General features: G+C 72.8%; 16 protein-coding genes. 7 read left to right on the top strand and 9 right to left on the bottom strand.

Annotated features, from left to right (window positions below; genetic code table 11):
* Positions 1-73: 73 nt before the first annotated feature.
* A complete protein-coding gene (locus FXF65_RS18615; RefSeq protein WP_148351241.1) occupies positions 74-1,264 on the top strand; it encodes a Cmx/CmrA family chloramphenicol efflux MFS transporter in 1,191 nt (396 codons plus the stop codon).
* 49 nt (positions 1,265-1,313) lie between these two features.
* On the opposite strand, the gene FXF65_RS18610 is transcribed toward FXF65_RS18615, so the two are convergent.
* The 4 genes from FXF65_RS18610 to FXF65_RS18595 form a co-directional block, all read right to left on the bottom strand.
* Positions 1,314-2,519, bottom strand: a complete 1,206-nt coding sequence (locus FXF65_RS18610; protein WP_148351240.1) for a hypothetical protein — start codon at positions 2,517-2,519, stop codon at positions 1,314-1,316.
* A 261-nt stretch (positions 2,520-2,780) separates the two neighbouring features.
* Positions 2,781-4,850, bottom strand: coding sequence for a M6 family metalloprotease domain-containing protein (locus tag FXF65_RS18605; protein ID WP_246198917.1), 2,070 nt, complete (start codon positions 4,848-4,850; stop codon positions 2,781-2,783).
* Between the two features lie 118 nt (positions 4,851-4,968).
* Positions 4,969-5,466, bottom strand: a complete 498-nt coding sequence (gene rraA / locus FXF65_RS18600) for a ribonuclease E activity regulator RraA (RefSeq protein ID WP_148351239.1) — start codon at positions 5,464-5,466, stop codon at positions 4,969-4,971.
* Positions 5,467-5,476: 10 nt separating this feature from the next.
* Complete coding sequence (locus FXF65_RS18595; protein WP_067905618.1) at positions 5,477-5,956, bottom strand: Lrp/AsnC family transcriptional regulator; 480 nt, start codon at positions 5,954-5,956, stop codon at positions 5,477-5,479.
* A 137-nt stretch (positions 5,957-6,093) separates the two neighbouring features.
* On the opposite strand from FXF65_RS18595, the gene rocD reads away from it, so the two are divergent.
* The 4 genes from rocD to FXF65_RS18575 all read left to right on the top strand — a co-directional run bounded on the left by rocD (position 6,094) and on the right by FXF65_RS18575 (position 10,909).
* Positions 6,094-7,332 (top strand): ornithine--oxo-acid transaminase, encoded by a 1,239-nt coding sequence (gene rocD / locus FXF65_RS18590; RefSeq protein WP_187412376.1) that lies wholly within the window; start codon positions 6,094-6,096, stop codon positions 7,330-7,332.
* A 164-nt stretch (positions 7,333-7,496) separates the two neighbouring features.
* Positions 7,497-8,462, top strand: coding sequence for an LCP family protein (locus FXF65_RS18585; RefSeq protein WP_148351237.1), 966 nt, complete (start codon positions 7,497-7,499; stop codon positions 8,460-8,462).
* Positions 8,463-8,583: 121 nt separating this feature from the next.
* Positions 8,584-9,303, top strand: coding sequence for a PadR family transcriptional regulator (locus FXF65_RS18580; RefSeq protein ID WP_148351236.1), 720 nt, complete (start codon positions 8,584-8,586; stop codon positions 9,301-9,303).
* Entirely contained in the window at positions 9,296-10,909 is a 1,614-nt protein-coding gene (locus FXF65_RS18575) for a DHA2 family efflux MFS transporter permease subunit (RefSeq protein WP_148351235.1), read from the top strand. Before FXF65_RS18580 ends, FXF65_RS18575 begins: the two co-directional genes overlap by 8 nt.
* Positions 10,910-11,142: 233 nt before the next feature.
* On the opposite strand, the gene FXF65_RS18570 is transcribed toward FXF65_RS18575, so the two are convergent.
* The 3 genes from FXF65_RS18570 to FXF65_RS18560 all read right to left on the bottom strand — a co-directional run bounded on the left by FXF65_RS18570 (position 11,143) and on the right by FXF65_RS18560 (position 14,251).
* Complete coding sequence (locus FXF65_RS18570; RefSeq protein ID WP_148351234.1) at positions 11,143-11,622, bottom strand: DUF6113 family protein; 480 nt, start codon at positions 11,620-11,622, stop codon at positions 11,143-11,145.
* Positions 11,623-11,823: 201 nt separating this feature from the next.
* The gene (gene mshB, locus FXF65_RS18565; protein ID WP_148351233.1) at positions 11,824-12,699 is read right to left on the bottom strand and encodes an N-acetyl-1-D-myo-inositol-2-amino-2-deoxy-alpha-D-glucopyranoside deacetylase; all 876 of its coding nucleotides are present in this window, start codon (positions 12,697-12,699) and stop codon (positions 11,824-11,826) included.
* A 73-nt stretch (positions 12,700-12,772) separates the two neighbouring features.
* On the bottom strand, positions 12,773-14,251 hold the full coding sequence (locus FXF65_RS18560; protein WP_148351232.1) for a serine/threonine-protein kinase: 1,479 nt from the start codon (positions 14,249-14,251) through the stop codon (positions 12,773-12,775).
* Between the two features lie 165 nt (positions 14,252-14,416).
* On the opposite strand from FXF65_RS18560, the gene FXF65_RS18555 reads away from it, so the two are divergent.
* Both FXF65_RS18555 and FXF65_RS18550 read left to right on the top strand, forming a co-directional pair.
* Positions 14,417-16,498 carry a S9 family peptidase gene (locus FXF65_RS18555; protein WP_148351231.1) on the top strand — a complete coding sequence of 694 codons (2,082 nt, stop codon included), beginning with the start codon at positions 14,417-14,419 and terminating at the stop codon, positions 16,496-16,498.
* 30 nt (positions 16,499-16,528) lie between these two features.
* The gene (locus FXF65_RS18550) at positions 16,529-16,918 is read left to right on the top strand and encodes a nitroreductase family deazaflavin-dependent oxidoreductase (RefSeq protein ID WP_222868632.1); all 390 of its coding nucleotides are present in this window, start codon (positions 16,529-16,531) and stop codon (positions 16,916-16,918) included.
* Positions 16,919-16,925: 7 nt separating this feature from the next.
* Here FXF65_RS18550 and FXF65_RS18545 read toward each other — a convergent pair whose 3' ends face one another.
* Positions 16,926-18,647 (bottom strand): ABC transporter ATP-binding protein, encoded by a 1,722-nt coding sequence (locus FXF65_RS18545; protein WP_148351229.1) that lies wholly within the window; start codon positions 18,645-18,647, stop codon positions 16,926-16,928.
* Positions 18,644-20,401, bottom strand: coding sequence for an ABC transporter transmembrane domain-containing protein (locus FXF65_RS18540; RefSeq protein WP_246198916.1), 1,758 nt, complete (start codon positions 20,399-20,401; stop codon positions 18,644-18,646). Before FXF65_RS18540 ends, FXF65_RS18545 begins: the two co-directional genes overlap by 4 nt.
* Positions 20,402-20,561: the final 160 nt, after the last annotated feature.

The following is a 20,561-nucleotide window of genomic DNA, read 5'->3' as shown; positions in this document are numbered from 1 at the left end:
CGAGAACAACCGATCTGCCGCTTTTCCATGGCCAAATTTTGAACTGATCAATCTAATACAGGAGGCGAGAGCGATGCCGGTGGCCGTCTATGTGCTGGGGCTGGCGATCTTCGCGCAAGGGACGTCCGAGCTGATGCTCGCCGGACTGCTGCCCGGGATGGCGCACGATCTCGGCGTGTCCGTCCCGGCCACCGGGCTGCTGATCTCGGCGTTCGCCATCGGGATGCTGGTGGGCGCGCCGGTGCTCGCCGTCCTCACGCTGCGCTGGCCGCACCGCCGGGCGCTGCTCGCCTTCCTCGCCGTGTTCGCGCTGGCCCACGCGGTCGGCGCGGTCACGCCGAACTACGGGGTGCTGTTCGCGACCCGCGTCGTCGGCGCGTTCGTGTACGCGGGGTTCTGGGCGGTGGCGGCGGCGACCGCGGTGCGGCTCGTCCCGCGCGACGCGCGCGGGAAGGCGATGGGGATCCTCGCGGGCGGGCTGACGGTCGCGGCGATCGCGGGGCTCCCCGCCGGGACGCTGGTCGGGCAGCAGCTCGGCTGGCGGGCCGCGTTCTGGACGGTCGCCGTGATGTCCGTCCTCGCGATGGCCGGGGTCGCGGCGACGATCCCCGGCGGGCGCGCGGACGGCGCGGCGCCCCGGACGCGCGACCAGATCCGCGCCATGGCCGTCCCCCGGCTGTGGCTCCTGTACGGGACGACCGCGCTGTCCACGAGCGGGCTGATGGTGACGTTCGGCTACCTGGGCGCGCTGCTGACCGAGACGACCGGGATCGCGGAGGCGTGGGTCCCCGCCGTGCTCGCCCTCTACGGGACGGGCGCGCTCATCGGCATCACGATCGGCGGGCGGACGGCCGACACGCGGCCCGTCCAGACCCTGTACGCGGGGTTCGGCGGGCTCGTCGCTGTGTCGGTGGTCCTGGCGCTGACCGCGAGCTCGCCCGTGCCGGTGGCGGTGCTCGTGTTCCTGCTCGGCTTCGCCGGGTTCGGCACCAACCCGACGCTGAACACGCGGGCGTTCGGCGTGGTGGACGGTTCGGCGACGCTCGTCGCGGCCGGGAACGTCGTCTCGTTCAACGTCGGCATCACGCTCGGCCCGTGGATCGGCGGCCTCGCCATCGACGCCGGGGCCGGGTACGCCTCCACGGCCTGGATCGGGGCCGGGTTCGGCGTCCTGGCCGTGGCCGCCGTGGCACTTGACCAGGCGCGCCAACGGACGGCCTCGCCCGCCGCCGAGCGGCGGGCCCGTCAGAAGGTGGGCACTTGAGCGAAAGGCCCGGCACGGGGCAGTCCGCGGGCCGGGCCCTTCGGTCCGGTCACCCGCAGGCGTCGGCGCGGAACCCCCACAGGGCGCGCTTGCGGGCATGTTCGGCGACCGTCCAGACGCGGTGCTGGCCGCGGTAGCAGGACAGGTCCTCGGGACCGTGCGAGATGGTGTGGCGCTGGACCCGGTCCCATCCCGACCCGTCGCGGCGCGTGACGAGCAGGAGGCCGCGCTCCTTGCCCCGGTTCTGCGTGAACCACCAGTGGCCGTTCGCCCGGACGCCGCCCTGGATCCGGTAGCCGGGCAGCGTCGCGCCCCAGTCGGGACGGACCGTCCCGGAGGACCGGGACAGCGCCGAAAGCGGCCAGGTCACCACACGGCCGCGCGGCGTGCCCGGACGGCAGTACTCCCCCGCGATGAGGACGTGCCGCGACGCGGTCCGGTCGACGGCGACCCACGACATGCGCAGCGGGCCCGTGCCCCGGCACTTGCCGCCCGTGTTTCCGCGGGCGAAGCGCCAGCTCCCGGTCTGCGGCATGAGGAAGCGGAAGCCGTGGGCGTAGTACTTCCCGCTCTGCAGCCCGACGCGCTCCGAGTGTCCGGCCACCCCGCCCCTGCTTCTCGCCAGGTCGTAGATCTGCCGCAGGTCGAACTCGCGGATGCCGTGCCGGGTGTCGGCCACGTAGAGCCTGTTGCCGTACCAGGCGATGCCGCCCGCGTGGATGCCGATGTCGGAGTAGGTGGCCTTCCCGCCTTCGAGCTTCGGCTCGACGAGCAGGACGTGCCGGTACGAGCGCCTGTCCGGGTCGACGACCGTCAGCCTGATGCGGCCGCCGTTGTGCCAGGACACGAGCATCGGCCTGCTGCCGCCCGTCCACCGCTCGCCGGCCACCGCGTCCGACACGCTGCTCACGCCCTGCGGCACCCAGTCGTCGGTATCGGTGTCGTGTCTGTCGAAGCAGTAGACGAGGGAGCGGGCGGGCACGGCGGCCGGGCCCGCGCAGCCGTGTCCGAACCTCCGCTGGCCGGACGACGCGAGCAGCCCGCCGACGCTGCTCCGGTGCAGGCGGCGCCCAAGCTCCCGGATGGCCGGGCCCCGGTCGGAGCCCCGGCGCAGATCGAAGTCACGCGGGTTCGGCGCGGCGGCCTCCACGGCGGACTCGGCGGCGGGCGCCGGCCGGGGCGGGGCCGCGTACGCGACGCCCGGCGCGGCCGCCACCAGCGGTACGGCCGCCAGGCACCATCGGCTATTGGTCACAATACGTTGCAAGATCATCACACTGTGCAACGTAACCCAGGTCGTACCTCACCCGCGATCCCGATATGACCTTGGGAAATGCAATTTAGTTTTCATCGGCCATTACGTCGTCCTTGTCATCCACCCGGCGGGCGGGGACGGACGACCAGACGCGGATGGACGGGACGGCCCGGGCCGTCCCGTCCATCCGGGACCAGATCAGCGCGACGCGCCACGTATCGCTAGCACGCCACGTACCGCTAGCACGTCACGAGCTGGCCGCTAGCGCATGGAGCACGTGCCGGTGGCCGACTTCGTCGGGTCGCTCTCCGAGGTGGCCGTCAGGCGCAGGCCCGCCTTGCGGGAGTTCCAGCGCGCCGTCTTGGCCCAGACCTCGACCTCGGCGCTGCCCTTGGCCTGGGCGGTGGCCAGGTCGTTCGGCAGCCAGGTCGTCACGCCGCGGACGGACGCGGTGGCCTTGAGCCGGAACACGTCGGAGCCGTAGTAGCCGGTGCCGCCCGAGCCGGTGTTGCGGAGCGTCAGCTTGCACTTCGTCCAGCCGCCGCCGGTCGGCTCGGCCTTGCCGTCGCCCAACTCCACGCCGCGCTGCTGCGATCCCGCGCCGTCCAGCGAGCGGATCGCGACCGTGTAGGAGAGCACGCCGTCCTTGTCCCGCTTGAGGTCGAGGACGTAGAAGTGGAGCCGGTTGGCCTGGTCGACGTACTCGTACTGGCTGCCGGAGTCCGTCCCCGCGTGGAACAGGGCGTCGGAGAGCTGCCGGTAGTCGCCGATCGTCATCTTCTTGGGCGTCCCGTCCGGGAGGACGAAGTCGACCTTGTCGATGTCCTGCGGATTGGCGTCCTTGACCCAGATGAACGGCTCGCTGTCCTGGTCCTTGGTCTTCGACAGCAGGACGCCGGAGTCGGGGGTGAAGGAGTCGGTGCCCATCCGGTCGACGACTTCGAGGGTGTAGTTGTTGTAGCCGCCGCCGTCGCACAGGGGGTCGGTGTTGATGTCGCACTTCGGGCTCTTGTCGCCGCCCGTCCCGAGCGCGAGGTTGATGCCCGCCAGCTCGTTCGCGCCCGGCTGGACCGAGCGGGCCGTGACCCGCGCGACGACCGTCCCGGACTTGGCGAGGTCGCCCCGGTCGAGCTGGAGCACCTTGCTCGTGTCGACGATCTTGAGCTTCAGCTTGTTGCGCAGCATGTGCTGGGCGCCCATGGACGCGCCGCCCGTCGCGGGGATCGTCCACCGGCTGTGCGGGCCGCCGGGCCCGTTGAAGGTGCCGCGGCTCAGCATCTCCCACGGGCCGCTGTAGTCGCGGCGGGGCGGGTTGCTGTACGGGTTGTTGTAGTTGTCGCCGACGCCCAGGATGTGGCTGAACTCATGGGCGAACACCGACATGCCGGAGCTCTCCGCCTGGGTGGACGACTCGCCGGGAACGGCGTTCGGCCACAGCGTGGAGCCGGCCTGCCAGGACGTCCAGGGGACGTACCGGGTCTTCACCCAGTTCGTCAGCTTCGGATCGCCCGGGCCCCACTCCGCCGGCACCTTCTCCTTGGTGCCGAACTTCATCTCGCCGAACTCCTGCCAGGTGGACGACTCGTCCTGCCCGGCGCTGAGGAAGAACACGAAGTCGTACTTCTTCGCCTCGGCCTCGCCGACGGCGGCGACCCACGCGGCGCGGGCGTCCTTGCGCAGGTCGCGGTTGCAGGTGTCGCCGGACGGGCAGCCGGTGCCACCCTGCATCCCGTCCACGCCGTACTCGTGGTCCTTGGCGGGCATCTTGTACGCGCCGAACCCGGTGAGGTTCACGCCGTAGCGGCCGCCGGAGTCCTCCATCCAGTACTCGTGGAGGGTGTGGCCGTGGTTGAGCTGCTGCGGCTTGTTGAGGAAGTCCTGGTAGAACTTGGCGACCTGGGTGCGGGGGACGTCCGACACGGCGACCGGGTTGCCGAAGATGGTGGAGTTCTTCGGCTGCGTCACCACGAACGGCTGGTTCGAGTAGTCGACGAGGACGACGGCGCCGTTGAAGTTCTTCACCGAGCCCTTCCGGGACGGGTCGGACCAGTTCGTGCCCGGGATCGACTTGTAGTCGTCCCAGGTCATCGTCTCGGGAAGCTCGTAGTTCTGCGGGTCGATGGCGCTCGGCTCGCCGTGCCGGTGCGGACGGCCGGGCGGCTGGGCGCGCTGCCACGGCTGCGTCTGCGGCCAGTGCCGCATCTGCCACGGGTTGGCGGTCGGCTTCGGGATCGCCGGTCTCGGCTGCGCCGCGACCGGTGAGGCGGTCGCGAGCGCCACGACCAGGCCCATCACCGCCGCGGGCACCATCAGGGTTCTCTTGGCGCGCATGTCTCCCCTGCCTCTGGTGGGTTGCGCCACAAGGTAAGGACAGGGGTATCCGCCCGGCTAGGGCCGACTTAGCCGATCTAGTCCGGTTTCGCATGGCATGTCGGACAATTCACCCAGGTCAGTCCGGCGGGCGCCGATCGAGCAGATCGCGACCGGCCACCACGATCCCGTCCTCGTCGCTGTAAAGCCAGTCCCCCGGACCGAACTCGACGCCGCCGAAAACCACCGGGACGTCCACCTCGCCCGCGCCGTCCTTCGCGCTCTTGCGCGGGTTGGAGCCGAGGGCCTTCACCCCGAGGTCCAGGGCGCGCAGCGCGGCCACGTCCCGGACGGCCCCGTGGACCACCGCGCCGGACCAGCCGTTCGCCACCGCCGCCCCGGCGATCATGTCGCCGAGCAGCGCGGACGCCAGCGACCCGGCGCCGTCCACGACCAGGACGCGGCCCTCGCCCGGCGTGTTGAGCAGCCTCTTCACGAGGCCGTTGTCGCGGTGGCAGCGCACGGTCGCCACCCGGCCCGCGAACGCCGTCCGCCCGCCGTACAGCCGGAACTGGGTCTCGCAGCTGCGGAGCTCGTCCCCGAAGTCGTCGATGAGGTCGGCGGTCGCGAAGCGCATGCCGGGCACCCTACTCCCCGGTAGTGCCGCCGTTCGGATGCGAGGGGGCGTCGATCGGACGGCCGATCAGCCGCGACAGCACGATCGCCGTCTTCGTCGCGGTGATGTTGTCCTCCCGGCGGAGCCGTTCGAGGGCCTGCTCCAGGTGCTGGATGTCGCGCGCCCGCACGTGGACGAGGGCGCTCGCGTCCCCGCTGATCGTGTACGCCGCGACGACTTCCGGATGGCCGCGGACGCTTGAGTAGATCTCCTCCGGGGACGTCGCCCCCGTGCAGAAGATCTCGATGAACGCCTCGGTCGTCCAGCCGAGCGCGGCCGGGTCGACGACGGCGGCGAAGCCGTTGATCACGCCGTCCGCGCGGAGCCGGTCGACGCGCCGCTTCACCGCCGGGGCGGACAGCCCGACCTTCGCGCCGATCTGCGCGTAGGAGGCCCGGCCGTCCTCCAGGAGGCGCGCAACGATTCGCCGGTCCAGGTCGTCAAGACGCAACAAATAACACCCCCTAAGTCGGTTTTCGTCATTGGTCGACGGTCGTATCCGAACATACGCTGGATTGTGGACCGGCGGCCAGCCTGACCTGTCCGGCCCCTCCCCCCGGCACCGGACCGACGTCCGGTGTCCCAGGTATGCCCGGACCTTCGCGGCCCGGGCCCGAGCCGCGAAGGAGCGCCGTGACGCCGACCGAGGAACTCCGCGCGATGTCCGACGAGCACAGCGCGCACAACTACCACCCGCTCCCGATCGTGGTCGCCGAGGCGGACGGCGTATGGCTGACCGACGTCGAGGGGCGCCGCTACCTCGACATGCTGGCGGCGTACTCGGCGGTCAACTTCGGCCACCGCAACCCGCGCCTCACCGCCGCCGCCAAGCGCCAGATGGACCGCGTGACCCTCGTCAGCCGCGCGTTCGACCACGACAACTTCGGGCCGTTCGTCACCGAGCTGGCCGAGCTGTGCGGCAAGGACATGGTGCTGCCCATGAACAGCGGCGCCGAGGGCGTCGAGACCGCGCTGAAGACCGCCCGCAAGTGGGGGTACGAGGTCAAGGGCGTCCCGGACGGCCAGGCGAACATCGTCACGTTCGAGGGCAACTTCCACGGCCGGACGACCACGATCGTCAGCTTCTCCACCGACGCCGACGCCAAGGACTCCTACGGGCCCTACACGCCGGGGTTCCGGACCGTCCCGTACGGGGACGTCGAGGCGCTCCGGGCCGCGATGGACGACAACACGGTCGGCGTGCTCGTCGAGCCGATCCAGGGCGAGGCGGGCGTGAACGTCCCGCCGAGCGGGTTCCTTCAGGCGGTGCGCGACCTGTGCACCGCCAACGGCTCGCTGATGATCGCGGACGAGATCCAGTCGGGCCTCGGCCGCACCGGCGACACCTTCGCGTGCGAGCACGACGGCGTCGTCCCGGACGTCTACATCCTCGGCAAGGCGCTCGGCGGCGGGATCGTGCCCGTCTCGGCGGTCGTCGCGGACCGCGACGTCCTCGGGGTGTTCCGGCCGGGGCAGCACGGGTCCACGTTCGGCGGCAACCCGCTCGCCTGCGCCATCGGGCGCGAGGTCGTCGCCATGATGAAGACCGGCGAGTACCAGGAACGCTCCAGGACGCTCGGCGCGCACATGCACGAGCGGCTCGGGCGGCTGCCGTCCGACGTCGCCCGGCAGATCCGGGGACGCGGCCTCTGGGCGGGCGTCGAGCTGCACGGCGCGGCGCGTCCGGTGAGCGAGCGGCTGATGGAGCTGGGCGTCCTCGTCAAGGAGACGCACGAGACCACGCTCCGCCTCGCTCCGCCGCTCGTGATCGAGCGCGACGAGCTGGACTGGGCCCTCGACCAGCTGGAGATCGCCCTCAAGGGGTGAGGCGCGAGGGGGCTCGGAAGGGGGCGCGGCCGGTCAACGAAGCCCGGCGGCGCCCCCTTCGCGTTTCCCGGCGATCTTCAGAGCGAACTCGAATCTCGTCAAAGAGTCGTCCGCGGCCCGCCCGGCGCGGCGGGCGCGCCCGCCCTCGTGTGGAGGGTGGAAGGATGCTGCGGAACAGGAGTAGACGCCGGGTGGCCATCGGCTGCGGCGGGATCGCGCTCAGCGTCCTGCTGCTGGCGGCGGGCGGTCTCTACCTGTTGCAGCGCGCCTACGACGGCGGGGTGCGGCGGATCTCCGGGGCGCTGCCGAACGAGCACGGCAGGCCCGCGTCCGGACGCGGCGAGAACTGGCTGCTGATCGGCTCCGACCGGCGCGCCGACCTGCCCTCGATGGGCGCGCGGGCCGACACGATCATGGTCGTGCACATGTCCGGGCGCGGCGACCGCGTGTCGGTGATCGGGATCCCCCGCGACTCCTGGGTGCCGATCCCCGGACACGGCACCACGAAGATCAACGCGGCGTTCTCCTACGGCGGGCCGCAACTGCTGATCCGGACGGTGGAGTCCCTGACCTCGGTGCGGATCGACCACTACGCGGCGCTGGACTTCAACGGCTTCGTCACGATGACGGACGCGCTCGGCGGCGTGGACGTCACCGTCACCAAGCAGACCCACGACCCGAAGCACGACCGGACGTGGAAGGCCGGCCGCCAGCACCTGAACGGCGTCGCGGCGCTGGACTTCGTCCGGCAGCGCTGGAACCTCCCGGCCGGGGACCTCGACCGGATCAAGCGGCAGCAGGCGTTCCTGCACGCGCTGTCGGAGAAGGCCCTCAGCACCCGCAACCCGATCAAGATCGACCGGTTCGTGCGGGCGGCGAGCCGGTCGGTGACGGTGGACGACTCGGTCTCGTCCGGGACGCTGCGCGGGCTGGCGCAGCGGCTGCTCGGCACGTCGCTGATGGAGTACCTGACGGCCCCGGTCGGCAGGCTCGGGGAGCGCGGCGGGCAAAGTGTCGTACTCCTGGACGATGATGGGCTCCGGTCGCTGTTCACGGCCGTCCGCGAGGACCGCGTCGGCGACTACGTGACCCGGAACGGCGCGGCGAACTCGGTGGACGCCGTCCGCTAGGCACGTTCCGAATACCCCTGATGACCTGGGAGAATTGTCCGACTAAGAAAGTGATTTCCAGACAGCCATCTAGATGGATTAGTCTACGTGGACTAATCGACATCGACCGAAGGCCGTCGTCATGTCCCGACCCCTCACACCGCTCGCGCTGACCGTCCTGCGCATGCTGTGCGACGGGCCCATGCACCCGTACGAGATGCAGCAGCGCATCCGCGACCACGCCTACGACCAGGCCGTCAAGATCACGCACGGGTCGCTCTACCACTCGGTGGAGCGGCTCTCCGCGGCCCACCTGATCGAGCCGCTGGAGACGAGCCGGACGGGCCGCCGCCCCGAGCGCACCGTGTACGCGGTGACGAGCGCCGGACGCGACGCCGCCCACATCAGGCTCGCCGAGCTGCTCGCGCGGCCCGCCGAGGAGTTCCCGCTGTTCGGCACCGCGCTGGCGTTCGTCAACCTGCTCCCCGAGGCGGAGGTCGCGCGGCAGCTGCGGCACCGGGTCGTCGCGCTGGAGGCCCTGCTCGCCGGGCACCAGACGGCGAACGACGCGCTGCTGAAGACCGGCCTAGAACGCTACAAACTGCTCGACCAGGAATGGCTGATCACCCGGGTGCGGGCCGAGCTCGACTTCACCCGCGCGCTCGCCGACGACCTGGAGTCCGGCCGCCTCACCTGGGAGGACCACGAGGGTGTGACGACCTGTCACCCGCCGGACGAGCACGCGCTCCACCACGACTACGAAGCACGCCGCACGACCGGGGAACCGATGACCGGCGGATCGTCGGCTCCCCCCTCGGGGGCTCGGGGGTCGTCCCCCAGAAAGGCAGGAACCGATGAGTAGATGGCGTGGAAACCCCTGGGCGATCCTGTTGACGCTGTCGCTCGGCTTCTTCATGACGCTGCTCGACCTGACGATCGTCAACATCGCCATCCCGAGCATGATCGACAAGCTGGACGCCTCGCTGGACGAGGTGCTCTGGGTCGTCAACGCCTACATCCTGGTGCTCGCCGTCCTGCTGATCACCGCGGGCAGGCTCGGCGACCTGTGGGGCAAGAAGAACCTGTTCATCGCCGGTGTGGCGTTGTTCACACTGTCCAGCCTCGCGTGCGGCGTCGCGCAGGACCCGGTCCAGCTGATCGCCGCCCGCGCCGTGCAGGGGCTCGGCGCCGCGCTGCTGATGCCGCAGACCATGTCGATGATCATCAGCGTGTTCCCGGCCGAGCGGCGCGGCGCCGCGCTCGGCGTGTGGGGCGCGGTCGCCGGGGTGTCCACGATCGCCGGGCCCACCGTCGGCGGCCTGCTCGTCACCAGCCTCGACTGGCGGTGGATCTTCTTCGTGAACCTGCCGATCGGCGTCCTCGTGCTGGCCATGGCCGTGCCGATCCTGCCGGGGCACACCCGGACCGTCCGGCACAAGTTCGACGTGGTCGGCGTCGTGCTGGCGTCCGCCTCCCTGTTCTGCTTCGTGTTCGCGCTGACCGAGGGCCAGAAGTACGACTGGAACACCGGCATCTGGGCCCTCATCGGCGGCGGCCTCGTCCTCTTCGTGATCTTCGTCCTGCACCAGCGCGGACGCCAGGACGGCGAGCCGCTCGTCCCGTTCTCCCTCTTCAAGGACCGCAACTTCACGATCCTGAACTTCGTCGGCGCGGCCGTGTCGGTCGGCATGATCGGCATGTTCCTGCCGATGACGATCTACATGCAGTCGGTGCTCGGGTTCAGCGCCCTCAAGGCCGGGCTCGTGATGGCGCCGTCCTCGCTGATGTCGATGTTCCTCGCGCCCGTCGCCGGACGCCTGTCCGACCGCATCGGCGGCAAGTTCATCCTGATGGCCGGGCTCACCCTCTACGCCGTCGGCATGCTCTGGCTGGTCGCCGTCGCGGGCGTCGGGACCGACTGGACGGCGTTCATCCCGCCGCTCGTCATCTCCGGCATCGGCATCGGCGGCGTGTTCGCCCCGATGGCGACCGAGGCGACGCGCAACGTCCCGCCGCGGCTCGCCGGGGCCGCGTCCGGCGTGAACAACACGATCCGGCAGGTCGGCTCCGTCCTCGGCAGCGCGGCGGTCGGCGCGGTCCTGCAGAACCAGCTCGCCTCGTCCCTGCGGGACGAGGCGGCGACCCGCTCGACCGCCCTCCCGCCCGACGTCCGCCCCGGCTTCGTCCAGGGCTTCGCGCAGGCCGCCAAGGGCGGCCTGGAGGTCGGTGCCGGCCAGAGCGGCGCGAAACAGCAACTGCCGCCGGGCGTCCCGCCGAACGTGGCGCACCGCGTCCAGGAAGTGGCAGGCCAGGTGTTCTCGCACGGCTTCGTCCACGCCATGAAGCCGACGATGATCGTCCCGATAGCGGTGATCCTGCTAAGCGCCGCAGCCTGCCTGACCCTCAAGGGCCACAACTCAAGCAGGACCGCAAACCTAGACAAAGAACCCGCAACACTGGCTCATTAGCCCAGGGGGGCGACCCCCTGGAACCCCCGTTGCTCGCGAGGGGCCGTTTCCCGAGTCCGCGTTCGCGGCTCGGGAAACGGCCCCTCGCTCGGCGGGGCGTGCGGCCTCCGGCGCTGGGGCGCCTCCGGCCGCCCGCCCCGTGCCCGTGGCTGGGCCAATTTGTGCACGCGACCGTGGCGGGGCTAACTGCGCGCGGGCTTGGTCGGGGCCTTTGCGCGGGGCCGTGGCTGGGGCTACTTGTCGTGGAGGCGGGGGGTTTTGCCTAGGAGCCATTGGCCGGGCGGGTTCGCTGCGGGGACTCGCATCACGCCGAACGTCGCGGCTACCAGGCCGCCGATGATGTAGACGTATCCCGCCAGGGTGCCTGGGACTACCAGGTCGCCCTCGGGGCGGCGCGTGGACATGATCAGGACGACGACGACCCAGACCACTGCGGGGACCGCCGCGCCGATTCGTCCGCCCATCCCGTGGCCCGCCAGCCGCACCATGGCGAACACCAGTGCCACGAAGGCCACCGCCGCTATCGGGACGTCCCAGGGCGTCCAGCCCTGGGCGAACGAGCCGAGCAGGCCGACCACGCCGCCGAGCAGGCCGAGCGCCGCGTAACCGGCGCCGGACACGACCGCGTCGAGCGGCCCCTCGCCGTCCGGCCGCGCCTCGGCGGGCGGCGAGCCCTTGGCCAGGCTCACCCCTGTCTCGTCGTCCTCGTCCACCCCACCAGCGTATCGGCCCCACCCCAACCGGCGCCCCCGACCAAGCCCAGCCGGGGCCACGGGGCGGGCGGCCGGAGGCGCCCCAGCGCCGGAGGCCGCACGACCCGCCGAGCGAGGGGCCGTTTTCCCGAGCCGCGAACGCGGACTCGGGAAAACGGCCCCTCGCGAGTGACGGGGGTTCCAGGGGGTCGCCCCCCTGGGCTAACACAGTCCTGTTTCTCTCCTGCCTTGGCCTAGGGGGCCCAGGTCGCCTGTCTGGAGGATGAAGTACTCCGTGCCGAACGCCTGTTGGCCCAGGTTGTTCGACAGGGCGAAGAACGGGCCCACCTGTTCGGGGGCGACGGTGATCTGGGTGCGGTGGGCGCGGAGCGCGGCGAGTTTGGCGGGGAGGTGGGCGCGGGCGTCGACGACCGTGGTGACCTCGCCGTCGGGGACGCCGGAGCCGAGCTCGTCCAGTCCGGCGACGCGGGCGAAGGGGAGCTTCGCCTCGCGCATCACGGCGATGGCGCGGGCGAGGACGGTCCGCGGCGTGGCGTAGGCGTAGAACTTGGCGGCCCGCCAGGGCTCGGCGCCGTCCTCGTGGGACGGGTCGGCGGCCAGCTCGAACGCGCGGCGCGCGACGCGGTGCGCCTGGATGTGGTCGGGGTGGCCGTAGTTGCCGCGCTCGTCGTAGGTGACGATCACGTGCGGGCGCAGCTCCCTGATCACCGGGACGAGGTCGCGGGCGGCGGTGTCGACGTCGGCCTGCCAGAAGCAGCGCGGGTCGTCGTTCGTCGGCGCGCCCATCATGCCGGAGTCGCGCCAGCGCCCGGGTCCGCCGAGGAACCGGTGGTCGCGGACGCCGAGCGCCGCGCACGCGGCGGCGAGCTCGCCGATGCGGTGCTCGCCGAGCCGGTCCTCCTTGTCGGACGCGAGGTGGCGCAGCTCCTCGGGGATGACCTCGCCCTCCTCGCCCAGCGTGCACGTGACGAGAACGACGTGGGCTCCCTCGGCTGCGTACTTGGCCATGGTCGCCCCGGTCCCGATGGACTCGTCGTCCGGATGGGCATGGACGAACAGGATCCGCGGCTCCTTCATAGTCAACGAGCCTACTCAGGGCATGGACCGCCGGTGGTGACCGCCCTGCCCGCCGTGTCGTCCGGCGCCGTGATCAGTCGCCGGTGCCGAGGCCGCCGGCGCCCGTGCCGGCGCCGCCACCGCCGCCACCACCGCCTCCGCCACCGCCGCCGCCCGGTCCGCCGGTGCTGCCGCCCGTGCTGCCGGTCGTCGGGGTCTCGGTCGGCGTCTCGGTCGGGGTGTTCGTCGGCGTGCCCTCGTCAGTGGGGGTGTTGGTGGGGGTGGGCGTCTGCGGCGGGGGCGTGTTCTGGCGGGTGCGCGTGCGGGTGGGCGTCGGCTCGGTGGGCTGCTCCTCGGTCGGGGTCTCCGAGACCGACGGGGAGTCGCTGATGGACGGCGTCGCCGGGCCGGCCGGCGTGTTGTCGTGCCGGGTCGCCATGAAGACGCCGACGATGATCGCGAGCGCGGCGATCGCGGCGACGGCCGCGAGGATCGGCCACTTGGACTTGCGCTCGGGCTCCCAGTTGTCATAGCGGCCGCGTCCGGGCGGGGCGCCGCCGCCGTACGGGGGGCGCGCGGGCGGCAGGTTGCCGGTGTAGTCGGCGGGCGACACCCGCCGGGTCGCCCCGGCGGCGGCCGCCGCGGCGGGCAGGCCGCCCGCGGCGAGCGTCGAGCCCTCGGCGAGCATCGAGGTCGCCTGGGCCGGGTCGTCCATCCGGGTCTGCCCGAGGGCCCCGGCGGCTCCGGCGGCGCCGACGGCGCCCGGACCGCCGGGACCGCTGCCGATCAGCGCCATCATGAGCTGCTGCGCGGTCGGCCGCCGCTCCGGCTCCTTGACCAGGCACGCGGCGATCAGGCGGTGCAGGTCGGCGGGGACGCCCTCCAGCGACGGCGGCTCGTGCATCACCCGGTTGATCACCGCGACGACGGTGTCGTCGCCGAACGGCGGGCGCCCGGTCGCGGCGAACACGATCGTGGTGGCCCAGGCCCACACGTCCACGGCCTCGGTGAGGGCGGCGCCCGCGACCTGCTCGGGGGCCATGTAGGACGGCGTCCCGATCGCCTTGGTCGCGTTGGTCTGGCCGGTGTCGAAGGCGCGCGCGATGCCGAAGTCGATCACCCGCGGCCCGTCCGGCGCCATGATGACGTTGTGCGGCTTGAAGTCGCGGTGCACGATCCCGGCCTGGTGGATCGCGACCAGCGCGGTCGCGGTGCCGATCGCGAGCCGGTCCAATGCCGCGCCGGAGATCGGGCCGCCCTCGGTGACCTGCGCGTACAGGGACGGACCCGGCACGTACTCGCTGGCGATGTAGGGCTGGTCGCCCGCGACGTCGGCCTCCAGGACCTGCGCGGTGCAGAACCGCGCGACCTGCTTGGCGGCCTGCGCCTCGCGGACGAACCGGTTGCGCGCCATCGTGTCGACGGCCAGGTCGGCGCGCAGCAGTTTGATGGCGGCCTTGTTCCCGGAGGCGTCGACCCCGGCGTAGACGACTCCTTGCCCGCCCTCGCCGAGCCGCTCGACGATCTCGTACGAGCCAAGCCGCCGGGGATCTCCCGGCTGCAGCTCCGGCATTGACCACTCCTCGACCGCGGTGACGAAATGTGCTTGGGGAAGCTTTGAGCTTACGCGAGCCTGGACCGGGGCACCGCTCATTCCGCGGCCGCCCCGCGACGACCCGTGATCATAGGGGCAGAGGGCCCCGGCGCGCCGCCGTTCCAGCCTGGCAGACTCGGTTTCATGAGCATCAGCTATCCGCGGCAGAGCGCCCGCACGCGACGGTTCAGCCTCGGCGTCCCGCGCGCCTTCCAGATCGCCCCGGACGGGACGCGCGTCGCCTTCCTGCGCACGCGGGCGGGCGACGACCCGGTGACCTGCCTGTGGACGCTGGACACCGGCACCGGGGAGGAGCGCTGCGTCGCCGACCCGGCGGGCCTCGACGTCCCCGGCGAGGAGAACCTGCCCGCCGAGGAGCGGGCCCGGCGCGAGCGGGCCCGCGAGCAGGCGGGCGGCATCGTCGGCTACGCGACCGACCGGGCGATGCGACAGGCCGTCTTCACCTTGGGCGGCCGCCTCTACGTCGCGGACTTCGACACCGGGCTCGTCCGCGACCTGCCCGCGCAGGCGCCGGTGTTCGACCCGCGTCCCGACCCGGCCGGGCGGCGCATCGCCTACGTGTCGGGACGGACGCTGCGGATCATCGAGATCGACGGGACCGGCGACCGGGCGCTCGTCCAGCCGGAGTCCGCCCAGGTCTCCTACGGCCTCGCCGAGTTCGTCGCGGCGGAGGAGATGGGCCGGATGCGGGGCCACTGGTGGTCCCCCGACGGCGGGACGCTGCTCGTCTCCCGCGTCGACGAGACGCCCGTCCAGCGCTGGCACATCGCCGACCCCGCGAACCCGGAGACGGCGCCGACCGAGATCGCGTATCCGGGCGCGGGCACCCCGAACGCGCTGGTGTCGCTCGTGCTGTTCACCGTGGAGGGCGACCGGGTCGCCGTCGCCTGGGACCGCGGCGAGTTCCCCTACGTCGTCACCGCCGCGTGGGACCGGCACGGCCTGCTGATCGTCGTCCAGCCGCGGGACCAGCGGTCGCAGCGGGTGCTGCGGGTCGACCCGTCCAACGGCGAGACGGTGCTGCTGCACAACGAGCACGATTCCGACTGGACGGAGATCGTCCACGGGCTGCCCGCCCGGACGGACGCGGGCGACCTCGTCTGGGTCACCGAGGACCGCGCGGCCGAGACGCGGCGGCTGACCGTCGCGGGCGAGCCGGTCACGCCCGCCGGGCTCCAGGTGCGGTCGGTCCTCGGCGTGGAGGGCGACTCGATCCTGTTCACCGGCTCGGCGGAGCCGACCGAGGTCCACCTCTACTCCGTCGCGGCGGGCGAGGTGACCCGGCTGACCGAGGGCGCGGGCGTGTTCGGCGGCACCCGGTCCGGCGAGATCACGGTCGTGACGGGCGCGCGGCTGGACCGGCCGGGCTCGGAGGTCGAGGTGCGGACGCCGGCCGGGACGCACCCGGTCGCCTCGCTGGCGGAGACCCCGGTGATCACGCCGAAGGTGGAGCTGCTGCGCTCCGGCGACAACGAGATCCGCACCGCCGTGGTGCTGCCGTCCGGGTGGCAGCCGGGCGACGGGAAGCTGCCCGTGCTCGTCGACCCCTACGGCGGTCCGGGCGCGCAGCGCGTGCTCGCCGTCCAGCGGATGTACTGCGAGCCGCAGTGGCTCGCCGACCAGGGCTTCGCCGTGGTGATCGCGGACGGCCGCGGCACCCCCGGCCGCGGCCCGGGCTGGGACCGCGCGATCCGCGGCGACTTCGTGGAACCCGTCCTGGACGACCAGATCACCGCGCTGATCGAGGCGGCCCGCCGCAACCCGGCCGCGTTCGACCTCGACCGGGTCGGCATCCGCGGCTGGTCGTTCGGCGGCTGGCTCGCCGCGCTCGCGGTGCTGCGCCGCCCGGACGTCTTCCACGCCGCCGTCGCGGGGGCCCCGCCCACCGACTGGCGCCTGTACGACACCCACTACACCGAGCGCTACCTCGGCCACCCCGACGAGGAGCCGGAGAACTACGAGGCGAACTCGCTGATCGGGATGGCCGGGGAGCTGAAGCGCCCGCTGATGGTCATCCACGGGCTGGCGGACGACAACGTCGTCGCGGCGCACACGCTCCGGCTGTCGTCGGCGCTGCTCGCGGCCGGGCGCCCGCACACCGTGCTCCCGCTGTCGGGCGTCACGCACATGACGTCGCAGGAGGTCGTCGCGGAGAACCTCCTCCATCTGCAGGTCGACTTCCTGAAGAGCGCGCTGGCGCGCTGACCTCGAAAGACCTCCGAAAGGGTGATGGCCGTGCCGATCCCGGGATTCGTGGCCCGTGTCAACCGGGTGGCGACCAACAAGGTGACCGAACCGTTCGCGGCGCGCCTGCCCGGGTTCGGGATTGTCCTGCACAGGGGGCGCCGGTCCGGGCGCGTGTACCGGACGCCGATCAACGTCTTCCGCGAGCCGGGCGGCTACGTCGCGGCGCTCACCTACGGCCCGGAGTCGGACTGGGTGCGGAACGTGGTCGCCGCGGGCGGCTGCGACCTGGTGACGCGGGGCGAGCGGATCCACCTGACCGACCCGAGGATCGTCCACGACGAGACGCGGCGGGCGGTGCCCGCCGCGGTCCGGCCGATCCTCGGGGCGATCGGGGTGAACGACTTCCTGCGCCTGTCCGACCGGGCCCGGCGGGAGTGAGCCGCGCTCAGGCGCCGTGCCAGGAGCGCCAGAGCGCGGCGTAGGAGCCGTCCGCGGCGATCAGCTCGTCGTGGGCGCCGAGCTCGGTGATCCGGCCGTCCTCGACCACGGCGACGCGGTCGGCGTCGTGCGCGGTGTGCAGGCGGTGCGCGATCGCGACGACGGTCCGGCCGTCCAGGACGGCGGCGAGCGAGCGCTCCAGGCGGCGCGCGGCGCGCGGGTCGAGCAGGGACGTCGCCTCGTCCAGGACGAGCGTGTGCGGGTCCGCGAGGACGAGCCTCGCCAGCGCGAGCTGCTGCGCCTGCGCGGGCGACAGCGTCTCGCCGCCGGACCCGACGGCCGTGTCGAGGCCGGGGCCGTCCCAGTCGACCGCCGCGAGGACCCGCCCGACCTCCGCGTCGGACGCGCCCGGCCGCGCCATCACGAGGTTCTCGCGGAGCGTGCCGCGGAACACGTGGTGCTCCTGGGTGACGAGCGCCACATGTCCGCGCAGGTCGTCCAGGGGCAGCTCGACCAGCGGCACGCCGCCGACCGTGACGGCGCCCGAGCGCGGGCCGTCGACCCCGGCGAGGAGGCGGCCGAGCGTGGACTTGCCCGCCCCGCTCGGCCCGACCATCGCGAGCCGCTCCCCGGGTCTCAGGTCGAGGTCGACGCCGTGCAGGACGTCCTGCCCCGGACGGTACGCGTAGCTCACGTCCCGCGCCGTCAACCGCTCCCCCGCAGCCTTCCGGCCTCCGTTGGCCGCCCGGTCTGGCGGGACCTCCCCAACGCCGAGCAGGCGGGCGAGGGAGGCACCGCCGAGTTGCAGTTCGTCCAGCCAGGACAGCACCGTGTCCACCGGCTCGATCAACTGCTGGGCGTACAGGGTCGCGGCCGTCACCTGCGCCAGCGTCGCCATGTCGTGGATGTAGAGGTAGCCGCCGACGACCAGCGTCGACACGACCGGCAGCACGAACGCCATCTCGGCGACCGGGAACAGCACCGTGCGCAGCCGCAGCGTGTACCGCTCGACCTTGTAGGAGGCCGCGATGTCGGCGTCGCCGCGGGCGTGGCGGCGGTCCGCGAGGCCGAGCGCCTCGACCGTCCGCGCGCCCTGGACGGTCTCGGTGAGGCCGTCCGCGATCCGCGACCAGGAGGCGTTCTCGCGCAGGTAGCCGCCGTGCGCGCGGGGCAGGTACCAGCGCATCACCGTCCACAGCAGCGGGACGCCGACGAGCGCGGGCAGCGCCACGAGCGGGCCGTTCAGCACCAGCGCCCCGACCGTGAACCCGGTGACGACCAGCGCGACCAGCGTCTCCGGCATGGCGTACCTGACGGACGTGCTCAGCGTGTCCACGTCCCGGGACGCGCGGGTGACGAGGTCGCCGGTGCCCGCCCGCTCGACCCGCGACAGCGGCAGCGCGAGGACGCGGTCGACGAACTCCTCCCGCAGCTCGGCGAGCACCCGCTCGCCCAGCCGCGCGGACTCCAGGTAGGCGTACCGGGTCAGCACGCCCTGGACGATCACGAACGCGGCGATCGCGAGGCCGGTCGTGTCGATCGCGGCGCGGCCGTCCCGGACGTCCTCGACGAGCGCGCCGAGCAGCCGCGGCGTGACGAGTCCCGTCACGGCGGCGAGCGCGTGCAGGGAGAGCACCGCGGCGAGGTGCCGCGGATGCCGCACGACGAGCCGCCGCGCGTACGCGCGGACCTGCGCCGGGTTCGCGACCGGCAGCGTCTCGGCGCTCACGTCCCCGCCCTCTCCGTACTGGCCGTCTCGGTGGTGATGGTCTCGCCTCGGGTCACCGTGGCCTCGTAGCGGGGTTCGGCCGCCAGCAGGTCGCGGTGGGTCCCCTCCGCGACGACCTTGCCGCCGTGGAGGTACACGACGTGGTCGGCGCGGTCCAGGACGAGCGGGCTCGTCGTGCAGACGACGGTGGTGCGTCCCGCGCGCGCCGGGCCGAGCCGCTCGGCGATGCGCGCCTCGGTGTGCGCGTCCACCGCGCTGGTCGGTTCCACCAGGATCAGGACGTCCGGGTCGGCGACGAGCGCCCGCGCCAGGCGGAGGCGCTGCTGCTGCCCGCCGGAGAACTCGCGCCCCGCCTCGGCGACGTGCGCGTCCAGCCCGACGGAGCCGACGACGTCCTCGGCGCACGCGGCGCGGACGGCCGCCCGCAGCGCCGCCTCGTCGCCGTCCGGCGCGAGGCACTCGCGCAGCGGCCCGGAGAACAGCCGGTCCTCGTTGACCGCGACCAGGACGCGCTCCCGGACGTCCGCGACCGCGTGCAGCGGGACGCCGCCGAAGTCGACCTCGCCAGGCGCGTACCGGCCGAGCCGGTCGGCGACGGCCTGCGCGTCCAGCGGGTCGGCCGCAGCGACCGCGGTGACCCGGCCCGGCCGCACGATCAGCCCGGACGCGATGTCGACCAGCTCCGCGTCCGCCGTCGGACGAAGCGTCCCGGCGGCCGGCAGCTCGGGCTCGATGGACAGCAGCGCCGTCACCCGGCCCGCCGCCACCAGCCCCTTGGTGATCTTCCCGGCGGCCTCGCCGAGCGTCTTCAGCGGGACGATCAGGAACACCGCGTACCCGTAGAACGAGACCAGCTCGCCGACGCCGATCGTCCCGCGCGCGGCGAACCGGGCGCCGACCCAGGTGACGAGCGCGATCAGCAGGCCGGGCAGCAGCACCTCGGCGGCGTTCATCCGCGTCTCGGCCCGCGCCGCCGCCACCCCGGCCGCGCGCACCCGCTGCGACTCGGCCCGGTAGCGGCCGGAGAACAGCGCCTCGCCGCCGATGCCGCGCAGCACCCGCAGGCCCGCGACGACGTCGGTGGCGTGCGTGGTCAGCTCGCCGACCAGCTCGCGGTGCTCCAGCGCGCGGTCGCGGTACGGGCGCAGCAGCGGCGCCGCGATCACCAGGATCAGCGGGACGCCCACCAGCACGATCAGCCCGAGGGGCGGCGACGCCGACAGCAGGATGCCGGCCACCGCGAAGATCGCGACGACGGCGCCCGTCCCGCGCGACACGATGTCGAGGGCGTCGCCGATGTGCGAGACGTCCGACAGGCCGATGCTGACCACCTCGCCCGCGCTCAGCCGCTTCGGCAGCGTCCCGCCGAGGCGGGTGGACCGCCGGGTGACGACCTGGATCGTCCGGTAGGCGGCGGCCAGGAAGTTGTACACGGCGAGCCGGTGCCGGAACGCACCGCTCACCGCCTGCGCGACGCCGAGCGCGAGCAGCGCGCCCGCCCACCCGAGCAGGGCGTGCTCGTCCCGCGCCGCGACGCCGTCGCCGATGGCGCGGCCGAGTGCGGCGGGCATCAGGGCCTGGCTGAGCATCCAGACCACGCCGAGCGCCGCGCCGGCGGCGCAACTGCGCCATTGGACGCGCAGCAGCCACAGCAGGTATCGGGCGGGGGATCCGCGGTGGGCGGAGCGAGGGGAGGCTCCCCCTCGTACGGCGTGGCCGGGACTGCCAGGATCTTTCTCCGGCAACGACTTCACTCGACGAAGGTTATGCAGCCGATCGTCCGAAGTTCGACTGGTTTTTCGCCTGCGCCGATGTGTTCCGGACTGTCCGAAAACCGGGCCGCGGTCGCGTTCCAGGGGTGCGTCAGGCGGCCTGGACGCGCTAGGGTCGAACCGACGGAGTGGTGATCATCCA

The sequence above is a fragment of the Actinomadura syzygii genome, from assembly GCF_008085905.1.
GTDB classification, from domain to species: domain Bacteria; phylum Actinomycetota; class Actinomycetes; order Streptosporangiales; family Streptosporangiaceae; genus Spirillospora; species Spirillospora syzygii.
The sequence above is the reverse complement of the archived record's forward strand: the minus strand, read 5'-3'. Positions and strand labels throughout refer to the sequence as shown.

Bases quoted from the DNA above. Each gene is read 5' to 3' on its own strand.
- FXF65_RS18615 (WP_148351241.1), top strand. From the start codon at position 74: ATGCCGGTGGCCGTCTATGTGCTGGGGCTGGCGATCTTCGCGCAAGGG.
- FXF65_RS18605 (WP_246198917.1), bottom strand. From the start codon at position 4,850: ATGCGCGCCAAGAGAACCCTGATGGTGCCCGCGGCGGTGATGGGCCTG.
- rraA (WP_148351239.1), bottom strand. From the start codon at position 5,466: ATGCGCTTCGCGACCGCCGACCTCATCGACGACTTCGGGGACGAGCTC.
- rocD (WP_187412376.1), top strand. From the start codon at position 6,094: ATGCCCGGACCTTCGCGGCCCGGGCCCGAGCCGCGAAGGAGCGCCGTG.
- FXF65_RS18585 (WP_148351237.1), top strand. From the start codon at position 7,497: ATGCTGCGGAACAGGAGTAGACGCCGGGTGGCCATCGGCTGCGGCGGG.
- FXF65_RS18580 (WP_148351236.1), top strand. From the start codon at position 8,584: ATGTCCCGACCCCTCACACCGCTCGCGCTGACCGTCCTGCGCATGCTG.
- FXF65_RS18575 (WP_148351235.1), top strand. From the start codon at position 9,296: ATGAGTAGATGGCGTGGAAACCCCTGGGCGATCCTGTTGACGCTGTCG.
- mshB (WP_148351233.1), bottom strand. From the start codon at position 12,699: ATGAAGGAGCCGCGGATCCTGTTCGTCCATGCCCATCCGGACGACGAG.
- FXF65_RS18560 (WP_148351232.1), bottom strand. From the start codon at position 14,251: ATGCCGGAGCTGCAGCCGGGAGATCCCCGGCGGCTTGGCTCGTACGAG.
- FXF65_RS18555 (WP_148351231.1), top strand. From the start codon at position 14,417: ATGAGCATCAGCTATCCGCGGCAGAGCGCCCGCACGCGACGGTTCAGC.